The organism is Pseudomonas sp. MPR-R2A5 (assembly GCF_058793055.1).
This window is the reverse complement of the sequence record NZ_JBXAFK010000003.1, coordinates 176,282-192,684: the sequence shown is the minus strand read 5'-3', so window position 1 is coordinate 192,684 and position 16,403 is coordinate 176,282. Positions and strand designations below refer to the sequence as shown.

The window sequence follows — 16,403 nt, the reverse complement described above, 5'->3', positions numbered from 1 at the left end:
TGCTTACTCACTTAGGCAACTGCTCAACCGCAGCTGGACACGTTCTTTTCCTGGCGTTTGGCTTCGCCCCACAGGGCGTCCAACTCTTCGAGGGTGCAATCTTCCATGGATTGGCGCGTATCGCGCAATGCCTGTTCGATAAATCGGAAACGTCGCTCGAATTTGGCATTGGCGCCGCGCAAGGCGGTTTCCGGGTCGACCTTGAGGTGACGAGCCAGGTTGACCGCCGCAAACAGCAGGTCACCGACTTCATCGGCGATGGCCGCCGGATCGTTATCGGCCATGGCTTCGAGCACTTCGTCCAACTCTTCGCGCACGTTATCCACCACCGGCAAGGCCGCCGGCCAGTCGAAACCGACCTGGCTGGCGCGCTTCTGCAATTTGGCGGCACGGGACAAGGACGGCAAGGCCGTCGGCACATCGTCGAGCAAGGACAGTTGCTCTGGCGCGTCGGATTTTTCCGCACGCTCCTCGGCCTTGATCTGCTCCCAACGTTCCTTTACCTGTTCTTCGCTCAGCTGAGGAATATCCAGTGGCGCATACAGATCGCCGGTCGGGAACACATGGGGATGACGGCGAATCAGCTTGCGCGTGATGCTGTCGATCACCCCGGCAAATTCGAAGCGCCCCTCTTCCCGCGCCAGTTGGCTGTAATACACCACCTGGAACAACAGGTCGCCCAACTCACCTTGCAGATGATCGAAATCGCCGCGCTCGATGGCGTCGGCCACTTCGTAGGCCTCTTCCAGGGTGTGCGGGACAATGGTGGCGTAGGTTTGCTTGATATCCCACGGGCACCCGTATTGCGGGTCTCGCAGGCGGCTCATCAGGTGCAGCAGGTCTTCAAGTGAATACATCATTCTATTTCCGATCAGGTATGAACACCGCCGATCAAATGTGGGAGGGGGCTTGCCCCCGATTGCGGTGGGTCAACCAAGAATCTGGTACCTGACACTCCGCTTTCGGGGGCAAGCCCCCTCCCACATTTCAGACTGTGTTCATCCAGACGTTCATGGGGTACGGTTGCGCCGCGTCTCAATGATGTTCGGCAACTGGGAAATCCGCCCCAGCAACCGCCCCAACGCGTCCAGCCCCGGGATCTCGATGGTCAGGGACATCAACGCCGTGTTGTCCTCTTTATTCGAGCGGGTGTTGACCGCCAGCACGTTGATCCGCTCGTTGAGCAGCACTTGCGAGACGTCACGCAGCAAACCGGAACGGTCGTAGGCGCGGATGATGATGTCCACCGGGTAGGTGAGCACCGGCACCGGGCCCCAACTGACCTGGATAATCCGCTCCGGCTCGCGCCCGCCCAGTTGCAGCACCGAAGCGCAGTCCTGGCGGTGAATGCTCACGCCACGGCCCTGGGTGATGTAGCCGACGATGGCGTCGCCCGGCAGAGGCTGGCAGCAACCGGCAATTTGCGTCAGCAGGTTGCCCACGCCCTGGATCTGGATATCGCCACGTTTGCCAGGCTTGTAGCCGGTGGCCTTGCGCGGGATGAGCTCCAGTTGCTCGTTGCCACGCTCCGGCTCCACCAACTGCTGGGCCAGGTTGACCAGTTGCGCCAGGCGCAGGTCGCCAGCCCCGAGGGCGGCGAACATGTCTTCGGCGACCTTCATGTTGGCCTTCTCGGCCAGCTTGTCGAAGTCCACCTGGGGCAGGCCGAGGCGCGCCAATTCGCGTTCGAGCAGGGTCTTGCCGGCGGCGACGTTCTGGTCGCGCGCCTGCAATTTGAACCAGTGGACGATCTTCGCCCGCGCCCGCGACGTGGTGATGTAGCCCAGGTTCGGGTTCAGCCAGTCGCGGCTCGGCGTACCGTGCTTGCTGGTGATGATCTCGACCTGTTCACCGGTCTGCAGGCTGTAGTTGAGCGGTACGATGCGCCCATTGATCTTGGCGCCACGGCAGTTGTGGCCGATTTCGGTGTGTACGCGGTAGGCAAAGTCCAGCGGCGTGGCGCCTTTGGGCAAGTCAATGGCGTGGCCGTCGGGGGTGAAGATATAGACCCGGTCCGGCTCGATATCCACGCGCAGCTGTTCGGCCAGGCCGCCGATATCGCCGAGTTCTTCGTGCCACTCCAGCACTTGGCGCAGCCAGGAGATTTTCTCCTCGTACTGGTTGGACCCGGCCTTGACGTCGGTGCCCTTGTAGCGCCAATGCGCGCACACACCCAGCTCTGCCTCTTCGTGCATGGCGTGGGTGCGGATCTGCACTTCCAGCACCTTGCCCTCGGGGCCAATCACCGCCGTATGCAGCGAGCGATAGCCGTTTTCCTTGGGGTTGGCGATGTAGTCGTCGAATTCCTTGGGGATGTGCCGCCACAGGGTGTGGACGATCCCCAGCGCGGTGTAGCAATCGCGCATTTCCGGCACCAGCACGCGCACTGCACGCACATCGTAGATCTGGCTGAAGGCCAGGCCCTTGCGCTGCATTTTGCGCCAGATCGAATAGATATGCTTGGCGCGGCCACTGATGTCGGCATCCACACCCGTGGCCTGCAACTCGGCCCGCAATTGGCCCATCACGTCGGTGATGAAGCGCTCACGGTCGAGCCGCCGCTCATGCAGCAGGGTAGCAATTTGTTTGTATTGGTCGGGCTCAAGGTAGCGAAAGGACAAATCCTCCAGCTCCCACTTGATATGGCCGATACCCAGGCGGTGGGCCAGGGGCGCGTAGATGTCGAAGACTTCGCGGGCGACGCGGTTGCGCTTCTCGTCATCAGCGGTCTTCACCGCACGGATCGCGCAGGTACGTTCGGCCAGCTTGATCAGCGCGACACGCACGTCGTCGACCATCGCCACCAGCATCTTGCGCAGGTTTTCCACCTGGCCCTGGGTGCCCAGCACCATCGATTGGCGCGGGCTGAGGCTGGCACTGATGGCGGCCATGCGCAGCACGCCGTCGATCAGCTTGGCCACCACCGAACCAAAGCGCTGGCCAACGGTAGCCAACGGGATGTGCCCTTCACGCACGCCGCGATAGAGCACGGCGGCGATCAGCGAATCCTGGTCCAGCTTGAGATCGGCGAGGATCTCAGCGATTTCCAACCCGGTACGAAAGCTGGAAGTGCCCTCCGCCCACAGGTTCTTGGCCGCATTGTCTTGCTGTTCAGACTCACGAGCGAACTCGCAGGCTGCTTTCAAGGCTTCACGGTCCAGTGCCGGGTCGACACTGACGGCATGATCCAGCCATGCCTCGAGATTGATACTGCCGTCGGTGTTGATCGGCTGGTGTGCTCTCACCTGTACCATCTTGCTTACCTTCCCTACGACGCACCTTCGATGCGCCAGAATCATCGCCGACCTTTTTACTGCGAACTCCGTGGCAGGTCATAGGCCTTGGAGATCGCAGGCCAGTCGGATTAAACGGGCATCCTAGCCCGCTTCAAATAACGCCATGGCCTCGACATGCGCTGTCTGCGGAAACATGTCGAGGATCCCGGCACGTTTTAGCCGGTAGCCTTGCTTGACCAGCTCAACCGTGTCCCGCGCCAGCGTCGCCGGGTTACAGGACACATACACCAGGCGCTTGGCCCCCAGGGTGGCGAGCTTGCGCACAACCTCCAGGGCACCATCGCGGGGTGGGTCCAAGAGTACCGCAGAAAAGCCCTGTTTGGCCCATTCCACGTCATTCAAAGGCTGGGACAAATCGGCCTGAAAAAACTGCACATTATGCAAATTGTTGCTGATGGCGTTCCGTGCAGCCCGGTCCACCATGGCCTGCACGCCTTCCACCGCCACCACTTCGCGCACCTGTTTCGCCAGCGGCAGGGCGAAGTTGCCCAGGCCGCAAAACAGGTCCAGCACCCGCTCATCGGGTTGTGGTGCCAGCCAGTTCAGGGCCTGGGCAACCATCGCCTCGTTGACCCCGGCGTTGACCTGGACAAAATCCCCTGGTCGGTACGCCAACTCCAAGTCCCATGCGTCCAATCGAAAACCCAGCGACTGATCAGGCTCGACAGGCTCCGGCTGGCCTTCGCCATGCAGCCACAACTGGGCTTCATGGAAGTTACAAAATTCTTTCAGGATCAGCAGGTCCGCATCCGACAACGGCGCCATATGCCGCAGCAACACGGCGCTGGACGACCCGCTGAACACCTCCACATGCCCCAATGCCTGAGGCTTGCTCAAGCGACGCAGCATGTTCGGCAGACGCTGCATGATCGGTTGCAAGGCCTGTACCAGCACCGGGCAATCGTCGATGGCAACAATGTCCTGGCTGGCCACGGCGCGGAAACCGACTTCCAGTTTCTTGGCCTTGGCATCCCAACGCACGGCCACTCGGGCGCGACGCCGATAGCCAAACTCCGGCCCGCTCAACGGCGCAGCCCATTCTTGCGGTTCGACACCGGCCACACGGGACAGTTGCTCGGCGAGCATGCGCTGTTTCAGGGCGAGTTGTTCGTCATGGGGCAAGTGCTGCACGCTGCAACCGCCGCAGCGGCCAAAGTGCGCGCACGGTGCCGGGCGGCGTAATTCGCTGGCCTTGAACACCCGCTCGGTACGCGCCTCGACCACCTTACCGTGGGCGCCCAGCACCCGCGCTTCCACCTCTTCGCCGGCCAACGCGCCGTTGACGAACCAGGTGCGCCCCTCAAAGAACACGATGCCACGGCCATCATTGGCCAGGCGCTCGATGGTCAGGCGCTGCTTCTTGCCTACAGGAATCTGCGGGGCCCGGCTGCCGCCCGTCGGTTGGAAGCGCAGGCCTCTCTCGTGCTTGGCCATCAGTTGGGTTCGTCGAAAATGCCGGTCGACAAGTAACGGTCGCCTCGGTCACAGATGATCGCGACGATCACCGCGTTTTCCACTTCCTTGGACAGGCGCAGCATGCCGGCCACGGCCCCACCGGACGACACGCCGCAGAAGATACCTTCTTCACGGGCCAGGCGACGGGTGGTGTCTTCGGCTTCACGCTGGGCCATATCGATGATGCGATCCACCCGCGAGGCGTTGTAGATCTTCGGCAGATACTCCTCGGGCCAGCGCCGGATACCGGGGATCGCCGCGCCTTCCATCGGTTGCAGGCCGATGATCTGGATCGCAGGATTCTGCTCCTTGAGGTAGCGCGAGTTGCCCATGATGGTGCCGGTAGTGCCCATGGAGCTGACGAAATGGGTAATCGTGCCTTGGGTCTGGCGCCAGATTTCCGGTCCGGTGGTGGTGTAGTGCGCTTCGGGGTTATCACCGTTGGCGAACTGGTCCAGTACCTGGCCACGGCCTTCGGCGGCCATGCGCTCGGCAAGGTCGCGGGCACCTTCCATGCCTTCTTCCTGGGTGACCAGCACCAGTTCGGCGCCATAGGCGGTCATCGCCGCCTTGCGCTCGGCGCTGCCGTTGTCGGGCATGATCAGCACCATTTTGTAGCCCTTGATCGCCGCGGCCATGGCCAGGGCAATCCCGGTGTTACCCGAGGTGGCTTCGATCAGGGTATCGCCCGGCTTGATCTGCCCGCGCAGCTCGGCGCGAGTGATCATCGACAACGCCGGGCGGTCCTTGACCGAACCAGCCGGGTTGTTCCCTTCGAGCTTGAGCAACAGGGTATTGCTGGTTTCACCCGCCATGCGTTGCAAGCGGACCAGGGGCGTATTGCCGACGCAATCGGCGATTGTAGGGTACTGCAAGGTCATGGCGTATTCGCAATCCAGACTGCGGGGGCGAACATCATACCGGGAAAGCCAGGCGCGCCATATCACGCAAAGTGTGGTGCTTATGGCTTATAGGAATAAGCGAGGGAGGTGGCGGCTGGGCGGACGCAATCGGGGGCAAGCCCCCTGCCACACTGGACCGCATTCTCATGCAGGAACTCCGTCAACTGTGGGAGGGGGCTTGCCCCCGATAGCCGCACCTCGATAACCCGCCTAGCCCAAATGCCCGTCACCATGATTTTTCTGAAAGACCTCCTCTCCCATCGCCGCAATCTGCCCTTCGATCAATGCATCAAACGGCTTGAGCAACGGCTCAAACGAAACTGGCGCCTCCAGCACTTGCAACGCCTGCACGATCGCTTCGACCGTCGACAATGCCCCCGGCCCCGGCGCCTTGCGCAGCCGATAACGCGACACGCCACCCTCGGCCAGGGCCACCCGGGGCAACGCCGCCAATAAAGGGTTGAGGTGCAGCAGTTTGCGCGCCTTGCGCCAGGTGCCATCGGGCACCACCAGCAACAGCGGCTGATCGTCGGGCGCATAGGCTTGCAGCGGCTGGGCGTCGTCGGCGGGGAACAACAGCCGCGCCTGATAGCCTGGCGGGTTCAATAGCGTCGGCAGATCATCAAAGACCTCCCCCACCACCAGTTGCGCATTGTTCAAACCCAACGCCGCCAGCCGCGCGGTATTGAGCGCATGGTTGACCTCGCTCGGATGCTGCAACAGCAACACACGGGTACGGCTGTCGAGGCGGGGGATCAGCGCGCACAGGCAATGGGCAGCGGGCCTGTGGCAGCGGGAACATTGGGGTCGGGACATGGTTCTTCAGGCCTGGTTGAGCTGGGCTTTGAGTAAATCGCGGAAGGTCTGGATCAGCGGTTCGCGACTGCGGCCACGGCGCATGATCATCGAGAACGGCGCCTGGTAGCCGAAGGTCGCCGGCAGCAATACGCGCAGGTCACCCTTGTCAGCCCAGGCCTGGGCGTAGTGCTCGGGCAGGTAGCCGATATAGGCGCCGGACAGCACCAGGATCAACTGTGCCTCCATACTTTCCACCGTGGCGGCGCTGTGCTTGAAACCATGGCGCGCCAGTTCCGCCTGGCTCCAGTAGCCGCGCCCGACCATGCGTTGCTGGGTAATCACTTGTTCGGGGATACGCCGCTCGTTGAACAGTGGGTGGCGAGTGCTGCAATACAGCCAGTGTTGCTCGCGGTACAGCGGCATGTAGACCAGCCCGCTCATGCGATTGGAGAAGGCACCGATGGCCAGGTCGAGGCGATTGTCCTGCACGCCCAGTTGCAGTTCGTACGGGCTCATCACCGACAAATGCAAATGCACCGCCGGGTGTTCCAGGCTATAGGCGCCGATGACTTCGGCGAACGGCAGGGCCTTGTCGCTGACGGTAGAGTCGAGCACGCCGAGCTTGAGGGTACCGCGCAACTCACCCTTCAATGCGGCGGCGTATTGCTCGAAGCCTTCCAGTTCGCCGAGCAGGCGCAGGGTTTCCTGGTGGAACAGCTCGCCCTTGCTGGTCAGGCTGAACCCGCCCCGGCCGCGATGACACAGCACCAGGCCCAACGCCGATTCCAACTGGCTCATATAGGTGCTGATGGCCGAGGTGGACAGGTTGAGTTCGTGCTGGGCATTGGCGAACCCCTGGTGGCGCACGACGCTGACGAAGATGCGCAGGAGTTTCAGGTCGGGCAAGGCGTTGGCCATCGGGCCTCCAAAAACGCAGTAACTGTAGGAGCAATCTCGCACCTACAAGAATCGTCAGAGTCTACCTCAGCCATTAGTTTAGAAAAATCTGAACTAAGTATTTGCCCCTGGCGATTCTTCCCTCCCCTGGCTTTTCGCAGAATCGACCCCTAATAAACAAAACAACGCTGAGGCAATCCTGTGGACAAGATTTTCCACCAACCACTGGGCGGCAACGAAATGCCGCGCTTCGCCGGCATCGCCACCATGATGCGACTACCCCACCTACAGTCGGCCAAGGGCCTGGACGCCGCGTTTATCGGCGTACCGCTGGACATCGGCACGTCGTTGCGCGCCGGCACCCGCTTCGGGCCGCGTGAAATCCGCGCCGAATCGGTGATGATCCGTCCTTACAACATGGCCACCGGCGCCGCACCGTTCGATTCGTTGTCGGTGGCCGACATCGGCGACGTGGCGATCAACACCTTCAACCTGCTCGACGCCGTGCGCATCATCGAAGAAGCCTACGACGAAATCCTCGAACACAACGTGATCCCCATGACCCTGGGTGGCGACCACACCATCACCCTGCCGATCCTGCGGGCGATCCACAAGAAACACGGCAAGGTCGGGCTGGTGCACATCGATGCCCACGCTGACGTCAATGACCACATGTTCGGCGAGAAAATCGCCCACGGCACCACCTTCCGCCGCGCGGTGGAAGAAGGCCTGCTCGATTGTGACCGTGTGGTGCAGATCGGCCTGCGTGCCCAGGGCTACACCGCCGAAGACTTCAACTGGAGCCGCAAGCAGGGCTTCCGGGTGGTCCAGGCCGAAGAATGCTGGCACCACTCCCTCGCACCGTTGATGGCCGAAGTACGCGAAAAAGTCGGTGGCGGCCCGGTGTACCTGAGTTTCGACATCGACGGTATCGACCCAGCCTGGGCACCTGGTACCGGCACTCCAGAAATTGGTGGGCTGACCACGATCCAGGCAATCGAGATCATCCGTGGTTGCCAGGGCCTAGACCTGATTGGTTGCGATCTGGTCGAGGTTTCGCCGCCCTACGACACCACCGGCAACACCTCGCTGCTGGGCGCCAACCTGCTGTACGAAATGCTCTGCGTACTGCCCGGCGTGGCCCATCGCTGATGAGCGCCCATGAAGTGTTGAAAGCTGCGGCCGACTTGGTGTCAGCCTTCGCGCGCAATGATCGCGAGGCTTACTTCGGCGCGTTCAGCGCCGATGCCAGCTTCGTGTTCTACACCCTCCCCCAGCCGCTGCTCAGTCGCGATGCCTACCAGGCGTTGTGGGACAGTTGGCGGCGGGACGAGGGATTCGAAGTGCTGTCCTGCACCTCGAGCAACGCCTTTGTCAGCCTGCAAGGCGACGTGGCGATTTTCATGCATGACGTGGCCACCGAGCTGCGCATGAACGGGGAGCAATTTTTTAGCCAGGAACGCGAGACCATTGTCTTCAAACGGCAAGGGCTGCGCGCAGAACAACAAGAAGGCCTATGGCTGGCCTGTCACGAACATTTGTCCGCTATGCCGGAAGGGCTGCCGCCCCCTTAGCCAATGTGATCGGAGCTGATCATGAATAATAAAAACAACGACAACAGTATTCGCAAAATAGAAACCAACGGGGTCGAACAGATCCCGGACCACGAACGTACCGCGGGGCCCAAGGATCTGTTTCGCCTGATCTTCGGCGGTGCCAATACCTTTGCCACCGCCGTGCTGGGTTCCTTTCCGGTGTTGTTCGGCTTGTCGTTCCAGGCTGGGGTCTGGGCGATTGTGCTGGGCGTGCTGGTGGGGGCCGTGATTTTGGCGCCCATGGGCCTGTTCGGGCCGATCAATGGCACCAATAACGCCGTGTCTTCCGGCGCGCACTTTGGCGTGCATGGGCGAATTGTCGGTTCGTTTTTGTCATTGCTGACCGCGATTGCGTTCTTCTCACTGTCGGTGTGGAGTTCCGGCGATGCCCTGGTCGGCGGTGCGAAACGCCTGATCGGCCTGCCGGAAACCGACCTGACCCTGGGCCTGGCCTACGGCGTATTCGCTGTTCTCGTACTGACGGTGTGCATCTACGGCTTTCGCTTCATGCTGTGGGTCAACCGCATTGCCGTGTGGGCGGCGAGCCTGCTGTTCCTGCTGGGCATCTTCGCGTTCGCGCCAACCTTCGACAGCCACTTCGCCGGCACCGTCGCGATGGGCCAGAGCGGTTTCTGGGCGGCCTTTATCGGCGCCGCGCTGGTGGCCATGAGCAACCCGATCTCCTTCGGGGCGTTCCTGGGTGACTGGTCGCGCTATATCCCGCGGGAAACCCCGAAGGGCCGGATCATGCTGGCCGTGGTCCTGGCGCAGGTCGCCACCTTGATTCCGTTCCTGTTTGGCCTGGCTACCGCGACCATCGTGGCGATCAAGGCGCCGGACTACATCGCGGCCAACAACTATGTCGGCGGCTTGCTGGCGGTGGCACCTAGCTGGTTCTTCCTGCCGGTGTGCCTGATTGCAGTGATCGGCGGCATGTCCACCGGCACCACGTCGCTGTATGGCACCGGGCTGGACATGTCCAGCGTGTTTCCGCGCGTTTTGTCGCGGGTCAAGGCCACGCTGCTGATCGGGGTGATGTCGATTGCCTTCATCTTTATCGGACGTTTCGCCGCCAACCTGGTGCAAAGCGTGTCGACCTTCGCCGTGCTGATCATCACCTGCACCACGCCGTGGATGGTGATGATGATCATCGGCCTGATCGTACGCCGAGGCTTCTACTGCCCGGATGACCTGCAGGTGTTCACCCGCGGCGAAACCGGTGGCCGCTACTGGTTCAGCCATGGCTGGAACTGGCGCGGGCTGGGAGCCTGGATCCCGAGTGCGCTGGTGGGCCTGTGCTTCGTCAACTTGCCTGGGCAGTTTGTCGGGCCGCTGGGCAACTTGGCCGAGGGTATCGATATCAGCCTGCCGGTGACGCTGGGGCTGGCCTCGGTGGTGTACCTGACCTTGCTTCGCCTGTTCCCGGAACCGGCTGCCGTCTATGGGCCAACGGACCCTCGCAGCCAGCGCACTGACGCGCGCGCGCAATCAGCGCAGCAACAGACCGCCTGACCCCAATAAAAAAGATAATCGGAGACTCGCCGTCATGGCTTTGGATTTATTCGTCGTACTCATCTACGCCGCCGGCATGCTTGTGCTCGGCTACTACGGCATGCGCCGCGCCAAGACTCACGAAGACTACCTGGTGGCCGGGCGTAACCTGGGGCCATCGCTGTACATGGGCACCATGGCCGCCACGGTACTGGGCGGCGCGTCCACCGTCGGTACCGTGCGCCTGGGCTATGTGCACGGCATCTCTGGCTTCTGGCTGTGTGCCGCATTGGGCATGGGGATCATCGCGCTGAACCTGTTTTTGGCCAAGCCGCTGTTGAAGCTGAAGATCTTCACCGTGACCCAGGTCCTGGAAAAACGCTACAACCCCATGGCTCGCCAGGCCAGTGCGGTGATCATGCTGGCCTACGCGCTGATGATCGGCGTGACCTCGATCCTGGCCATCGGCACGGTGCTGCAAGTGCTGTTTGGCCTGCCGTTCTGGATCTCGGTGGTGTTGGGCGGTGGCGTGGTAGTGGTGTATTCGACCATCGGCGGCATGTGGTCGCTGACCCTCACCGACATCGTGCAGTTCGTGATCAAGACCGTCGGCCTGATGTTTATCCTGCTGCCGATCTGCCTGTACCGCGTGGGCGGCTGGGATGAGCTGGTGGCCAAGCTGCCAGCATCGAGCTTCAGCTTCACCACGATCGGCTGGGACACGATCATCACCTACTTCATGATCTACTTCTTCGGCATCCTGATTGGCCAGGACATCTGGCAGCGGGTGTTCACCGCCCGGGACGAAAAGGTCGCCCAGTACGCAGGCACTTTCGCTGGTTTCTACTGCATCCTCTATGGCCTGGCGTGTGCCTTGATCGGCATGGCGGCGCACGTGCTGATCCCGGATCTGGATAACGTCAATAACGCGTTTGCGGCGATCGTCAAAGCGTCGCTGCCGGATGGGATTCGCGGGCTGGTGATTGCGGCGGCACTGGCGGCGATGATGTCCACCGCCAGCGCGGGCTTGCTGGCGGCGGCCACCGTATTGACCGAAGACCTGCTGCCACGTTTACGCGGTGGTAAACAATCGAGCCTGGCAATCAACCGCCTGTTCACAATGTTGACCGGTATCGTCGTGCTGGGTATCGCACTGGTGGTAAATGACGTGATCAGCGCCCTGACCCTGGCCTACAACCTGCTGGTGGGTGGCATGCTGATCCCGCTGATCGGCGCGATCTTCTGGAAGCGGGCAACCACATCGGGGGCAATCACGTCCATGACCCTGGGCTTCGTGACGGCGCTGGTGTTCATGTTCAAGGATGGGCTGGATGCGAACACGCCGATCTACTACAGCCTGGCGGTGGCGTTGGTGAGCTTTGTGCTGGTGAGCTTGCTGTCGCGCCAGCCGGAGGCGGAGGTGGCTCGGGCGTTGTAAGAAATAACGGGTTTAGAGCGGTTTCTTCAGCGGGTGCGACGTCGGATGTTGCACCCGTTTTTTTTGCGTGGATTTTGGAGTTTCCGTTGGTCTGGACTGGTATTTCTGACAGTAGATATGAGGCTGAACGCAGCATTAGCTTGACACTGCAATGTCAAGCTGGAAACAGCTGGGCTTATAGTTACCTTTACGGAACGAGGTGTTGAAATGAAAAATCCGAAAGCTTCACATCCACCCGGACCTACAGTACCCGCCAACTTGCAAACCGGTGACAGGGTGCATCTGAACGGAAAAAATGTGGAAGTCTACTCCGGCCTATGTAGGCTCCTATTCAATAACGCAACAGGAAGCCTCGCTTTTCCTCTGTCTATAAGCCGCAACTACGCTCATGAAATTTACTTTCAAGTCGATCCCAATTACACCGGCGAGTTTTCCGTCGTTGGAGAGTACGCCCCAAACAGCCCGGTTAATGAGGATGATCGCAGCTTCGGGAAGACAAAAATCACCCGCTCTAAATAACACCTATACAGACCTTTACTCCGCAACGCTCACACAGCTCGTAACGTGCTTCGTGTGAGCGCTTCCCAAGTCTTACCGACGACGCGGCCGACGCTGCTCGTCATCAGTACGAATCGGCACCGGTTGCAGCGGTGGCTCGATCAAGCCCAGTGCAACGCCGAGGTCGTGGAGCCAATTTTGGATTTTCTCTTTCATGGTTGCCCCCTTTGAGGGTAATGCGGGTAGGCGCAAATTCTGTCGCCCTTTCCTACATTGATAGTAGCCCTAAGTCCTACGTATTGCTTGAACGAAACCACAACGAACTATTACCGAATCGATCCCAATCCTGACGGATCGCTCAAGCAATCGCGCGCGTGCCTGGCAGGGACTCGGCCTTGCCCTCTTGCTGCAGGTCGATCCATGCATTGAGGTTAGCGCCGAGCATACCCTTTCGCCACATCAGCCAGGTGGTCGCAGTGGCAAAATGCCCTGTCAACGGATGAACGGACACACCGTCCTTGCCCGGCAGACTGTCGAGCATGGATTCAGACATCAAGGCCACACCAGAACCGGCGATGACGCAGGCGAGCATGCCCTGGTAAGACTCGATCTCAATCGCCCGGCCCATGGCGACGTGCTCGTGGGAAAACCAGGTTTCCAGGCGCGTGCGATAGGCGCAGCTGCGTCGGAAAGTGAACACCGAACGGCCAGCAACGTCCTGGGGGCCGCGCACCGGCGGGTGATCGGCTTCGCATATCAGCACCAGGCGTTCTTCGCACAGGGCTAAACCGTCCAACGAGGCGATGGTGATGGGCCCGTCCACAAAAGCAGCATCCAGGCGACCGGTAATCAACCCTTCGAGCAATTCACCGCTGGGCGCCGATTGCACCTGCAAGTTCACCATCGGGTACGCCTTGTGATAACGCGCCAACAGCTTCGGCAAGTGCACCGCCGCCGTGCTGTACATGCTGCCCAGTACAAAGTCGCCGGCCGGTTGCCCGCCTTGCACGGCGCCATGGGCTTCATCGTGCAGCGCCAGCAGACGGGTGCTGTAGTCCAGCAACACCTTGCCCGCCGGAGAAAGCTGCAAACGCTGGCGTTCGCGCACAAACAGCTCGACGCCGAGCTGTTCCTCCATCTGCCTGAGCCGGGTCGACAGGTTCGATGGCACACGGTGCAGGCGCTCGGCAGCGCGGGTGATGGAGCCCTCTTCCGCCACGGCCTGGAAAATGCGCAATTGACTGAACTCCACACCTTTCTCCAAAACTGAACAAGTTACTCACTATTATTCATTTTTACAGAAAGTCAATCCGCTTTAGCCTACAGGCATTCGCTTTCGTCCAGGACGCCTGCCCATGTCTGCGCTGATCCGCTTACTCGCCAGCTTTATCGCCCTGATGATGGCCATGGGCATTGGCCGCTTCGCCCTCACCCCGCAAATGCCCCATCTGCTCAGCGAAGGCCAGATCGACCTGACCGGCGCCGGGCTGATCGCCGCCGCCAATTACCTGGGTTACTTCGTGGGAGCGGTGGACTCGATCTTCGCCCGTAGCCATCACCATGTGCGTGGTCGCCTGTATGGCGGGCTGTGGTTGTGCGTGCTGCTGACCCTGGCCTCGTACTGGGCACATGGGTTCTGGCCGCACCTGCTGTTGCGCTTCGGTACCGGCGTTGCAAGTGCCTGGGTATTGGTGATGATCACCAGCCTGAGCCAGCCACTGGCGATTGCCGCTGGACGTGCACGCCTGGGGGCGCTGGTGTTCGCCGCGCCAGGGCTGGGGATTCTGTTGACCGGATTGCTGGCGTTGGGCTCCAACCTGTTGGGCCAAAGCTCTGCAACGTTGTGGCTGGTCTATGGCGTCGTGGCGCTGGTGATGCTGCTGGCAATCTTGCCATGCTTGCCTCAGCCGTCCGCCGTCACTGCGCCTGTTGCAAGCCACGCCGACACAGCCAGCAACGGCAGCATTACCCACCTGTGCTGGATCTATGTGTTGTTCGGCCTGGGCTACATCATTCCGGCGACGTTCCTGTCACAGATGGCCAGCGCGCAATTCAAGGGCGCCTGGCAGGCCGATCTGTTCTGGCCCTGCTTTGGTTTGGCGGCGGCGATTGGCGTGGTGGTCGCAAGCCTGCGGCGCAAGGACCCGGACACCACCCGCCGCTGGCTGATGAGCACGTTGTGGCTGCAAGCGGCCGGCGTATTTGCCTGCCTGCTGGGTAACGGTTGGGGTCTGGCGCTGGGGGTGTTGCTGTGCGGCGGGCCCTTCCTGGCCTGCATGCAGTTGGTGATGGCGCGCCTGCGGGACGTTGCGCCCCACGGCTATCAGCGCAACACCGGGCTGCTGACCGCCAGCTTTGCCATCGGCCAATTGAGTGGGCCGTTGCTGGCGTCGGTGAGCAGCCACCTGAGCGGTGGCCTGCAACCCGCGTTGCTGATCGCCGGTGCAGGCCTGTTAGTGGCGGGAGGGGTGTTGGTCAGCCCGCGACCAACGGTGCCGGCGCACGAACCTGCTCACGCCGCGCCAGCACCAGGAAAAACAGCCCACCCAGGAAGCAGCCGGTAAACCAGGCGAAGTTGGCCATGCCCTGCAAGGCTGGGGTAAAAGTGATCGCGACACCCACCAGCGTCGCGGGCAACAGGGCCTTGACCGCTGTCCAATTCACACCGCCGTCGAAGTAATAGCGCCCGCTGGGGCTGTCATCGAACAGCGCATCCACATCGATCTTCTGCTTTTTGATCAGGTAGAAGTCCACCAGCAGAATCCCGAACAGCGGCCCGATGAATGCCGCGAGGATGTCGAGGGTGTAGTGGATCATCAGCGGGTTATTGAACAAGTTCCACGGCGTAATGAAGATCGACGCCACCGCCGCGATCATCCCGCCGGCACGCCAGCTGATCTTGCTTGGCGCGACGTTGGCAAAGTCAAAGGCCGGGGACACGAAGTTGGCAACGATGTTGATGCCAATGGTCGCCGTCACAAAGGCAAAGGCCCCCAGCAACACGGCCATGCTGTTGTCGATTCGCGACACGGTGGCGATCGGGTCATGCAGCATTTCGCCAAACACCGGCAAGGTACCCGAGACGATCACCACGGTGACCAGGGAGAACGCCAGGAAATTCACCGGCAACCCCCAGAAGTTACCGCGCCGCACATCATGCATACTGCGGCAGTAGCGGCTGAAGTCGCCGAAATTCAGGGTCGGCCCGGAGAAATACGAGACCACCAGCGCCGTCGCCACAATGACCTGGCCAAACGCCTGCCAGCCCGACAGGGATTTCTCCGACAGGGTAAAGCTGATATTCGCCCAACCCGCCTTCCACACAATCCAACCCGCCAGGACGAACATCACCGCGTAGACCACCGGCCCGGCCCAGTCGATAAAACGGCGGATGGATTCCATGCCGGCCCAGAACACGGCCGCCTGCAGCACCCACAGGCTCAGAAAACCCAACCAGCCAAGGTAGGACAGGCCTGCGAAGTGCGGCTCTGCATACACGGCCATCTGCGGGAAAAAGCGCAGCACCACAATGATCAGGGCACTGGACGCCAGATAAGTCTGAATGCCATACCACGCCACGGCGATCAGGCCGCGAATCACCGCAGGAATATTCGCACCGAACACGCCAAACGCCAGCCGGCAGATGACCGGATAAGGCACCGCTGCTTGCTGACTGGGCTTGGCCACCAGGTTGGCAATCAATTGCACGATGCAAATACCCGCGAGCAAGGCGATTAACACCTGCCAACTGGCTAACCCGAGGGCGAACAGGCTGGCGGCGAATACATAGCCACCGACGCTGTGCACGTCGCTCATCCAGAACGCGAAGATGTTGTACCAGGTCCACTTCTGCGGCTGCGGGCCCAGGTCCTGGTTATACAGGCGGGGGCTGTAGCCTTTGGGCAATTGTTCGGTCATCGCTGGGCTCCTCGAAATACCGGCCTGCGCTGCCGTAACGGGATCCATACGGGAGGCGGCATGGTTTGTATACGATAGAGTCAGCAGAATGCGTGCCAATAGCACACAATCCCCC

At 61.2% G+C, this 16,403-nt stretch carries 15 protein-coding genes; 6 read left to right on the top strand and 9 right to left on the bottom strand.

Annotated elements, in window-relative coordinates:
* Positions 1-23: 23 nt before the first annotated feature.
* The 6 genes from mazG to AC1Q6I_RS03580 form a co-directional block, all read right to left on the bottom strand.
* Positions 24-857 (bottom strand): nucleoside triphosphate pyrophosphohydrolase, encoded by an 834-nt coding sequence (gene mazG / locus AC1Q6I_RS03605; protein WP_069076826.1) that lies wholly within the window; start codon positions 855-857, stop codon positions 24-26.
* Between the two features lie 153 nt (positions 858-1,010).
* Positions 1,011-3,254, bottom strand: a complete 2,244-nt coding sequence (gene relA, locus AC1Q6I_RS03600) for a GTP diphosphokinase (protein WP_024076781.1) — start codon at positions 3,252-3,254, stop codon at positions 1,011-1,013.
* A 123-nt stretch (positions 3,255-3,377) separates the two neighbouring features.
* A complete protein-coding gene (rlmD, locus tag AC1Q6I_RS03595) occupies positions 3,378-4,730 on the bottom strand; it encodes a 23S rRNA (uracil(1939)-C(5))-methyltransferase RlmD (protein ID WP_102623509.1) in 1,353 nt (450 codons plus the stop codon).
* Positions 4,730-5,632: a cysteine synthase CysM gene (cysM, locus tag AC1Q6I_RS03590; RefSeq protein WP_024076783.1), complete on the bottom strand. Its 903-nt coding sequence runs from the start codon at positions 5,630-5,632 to the stop codon at positions 4,730-4,732. The genes rlmD and cysM overlap by 1 nt, the downstream gene beginning before the upstream one ends.
* 231 nt (positions 5,633-5,863) lie before the next feature.
* Positions 5,864-6,469 carry a tRNA-uridine aminocarboxypropyltransferase gene (locus tag AC1Q6I_RS03585; protein WP_102623510.1) on the bottom strand — a complete coding sequence of 202 codons (606 nt, stop codon included), beginning with the start codon at positions 6,467-6,469 and terminating at the stop codon, positions 5,864-5,866.
* Positions 6,470-6,475: 6 nt separating this feature from the next.
* The gene (locus AC1Q6I_RS03580) at positions 6,476-7,369 is read right to left on the bottom strand and encodes a LysR family transcriptional regulator (RefSeq protein WP_024076785.1); all 894 of its coding nucleotides are present in this window, start codon (positions 7,367-7,369) and stop codon (positions 6,476-6,478) included.
* A 180-nt stretch (positions 7,370-7,549) separates the two neighbouring features.
* On the opposite strand from AC1Q6I_RS03580, the gene speB reads away from it, so the two are divergent.
* The 5 genes from speB (at position 7,550) to AC1Q6I_RS03555 (ending at position 12,391) form a co-directional block, all read left to right on the top strand.
* On the top strand, positions 7,550-8,500 hold the full coding sequence (gene speB, locus AC1Q6I_RS03575) for an agmatinase (protein ID WP_017845302.1): 951 nt from the start codon (positions 7,550-7,552) through the stop codon (positions 8,498-8,500).
* Positions 8,500-8,922 (top strand): YybH family protein, encoded by a 423-nt coding sequence (locus AC1Q6I_RS03570; RefSeq protein WP_024076786.1) that lies wholly within the window; start codon positions 8,500-8,502, stop codon positions 8,920-8,922. The genes speB and AC1Q6I_RS03570 overlap by 1 nt, the downstream gene beginning before the upstream one ends.
* Positions 8,923-8,943: 21 nt before the next feature.
* Positions 8,944-10,455 carry a purine-cytosine permease family protein gene (locus tag AC1Q6I_RS03565; protein ID WP_102623511.1) on the top strand — a complete coding sequence of 504 codons (1,512 nt, stop codon included), beginning with the start codon at positions 8,944-8,946 and terminating at the stop codon, positions 10,453-10,455.
* Positions 10,456-10,489: 34 nt separating this feature from the next.
* On the top strand, positions 10,490-11,872 hold the full coding sequence (locus AC1Q6I_RS03560; protein ID WP_102623512.1) for a sodium:solute symporter family protein: 1,383 nt from the start codon (positions 10,490-10,492) through the stop codon (positions 11,870-11,872).
* Positions 11,873-12,079: 207 nt separating this feature from the next.
* Positions 12,080-12,391: a hypothetical protein gene (locus AC1Q6I_RS03555; RefSeq protein WP_024076789.1), complete on the top strand. Its 312-nt coding sequence runs from the start codon at positions 12,080-12,082 to the stop codon at positions 12,389-12,391.
* A 72-nt stretch (positions 12,392-12,463) separates the two neighbouring features.
* On the opposite strand, the gene AC1Q6I_RS03550 is transcribed toward AC1Q6I_RS03555, so the two are convergent.
* Together AC1Q6I_RS03550 and ptrR are read right to left on the bottom strand one after the other, a co-directional pair.
* The gene (locus AC1Q6I_RS03550) at positions 12,464-12,586 is read right to left on the bottom strand and encodes a PA1414 family protein (protein WP_003193089.1); all 123 of its coding nucleotides are present in this window, start codon (positions 12,584-12,586) and stop codon (positions 12,464-12,466) included.
* 142 nt (positions 12,587-12,728) lie between these two features.
* Positions 12,729-13,622, bottom strand: coding sequence for a putrescine utilization regulator PtrR (gene ptrR, locus AC1Q6I_RS03545; RefSeq protein ID WP_024076790.1), 894 nt, complete (start codon positions 13,620-13,622; stop codon positions 12,729-12,731).
* Between the two features lie 103 nt (positions 13,623-13,725).
* Between ptrR and AC1Q6I_RS03540 the strand changes: the two genes are divergently transcribed.
* Positions 13,726-14,934: an MFS transporter gene (locus tag AC1Q6I_RS03540; RefSeq protein ID WP_102623513.1), complete on the top strand. Its 1,209-nt coding sequence runs from the start codon at positions 13,726-13,728 to the stop codon at positions 14,932-14,934.
* Here AC1Q6I_RS03540 and AC1Q6I_RS03535 read toward each other — a convergent pair.
* Positions 14,846-16,288 (bottom strand): NCS1 family nucleobase:cation symporter-1, encoded by a 1,443-nt coding sequence (locus tag AC1Q6I_RS03535; protein ID WP_102623514.1) that lies wholly within the window; start codon positions 16,286-16,288, stop codon positions 14,846-14,848. The genes AC1Q6I_RS03540 and AC1Q6I_RS03535 overlap by 89 nt on opposite strands.
* Positions 16,289-16,403 lie beyond the last annotated feature (115 nt).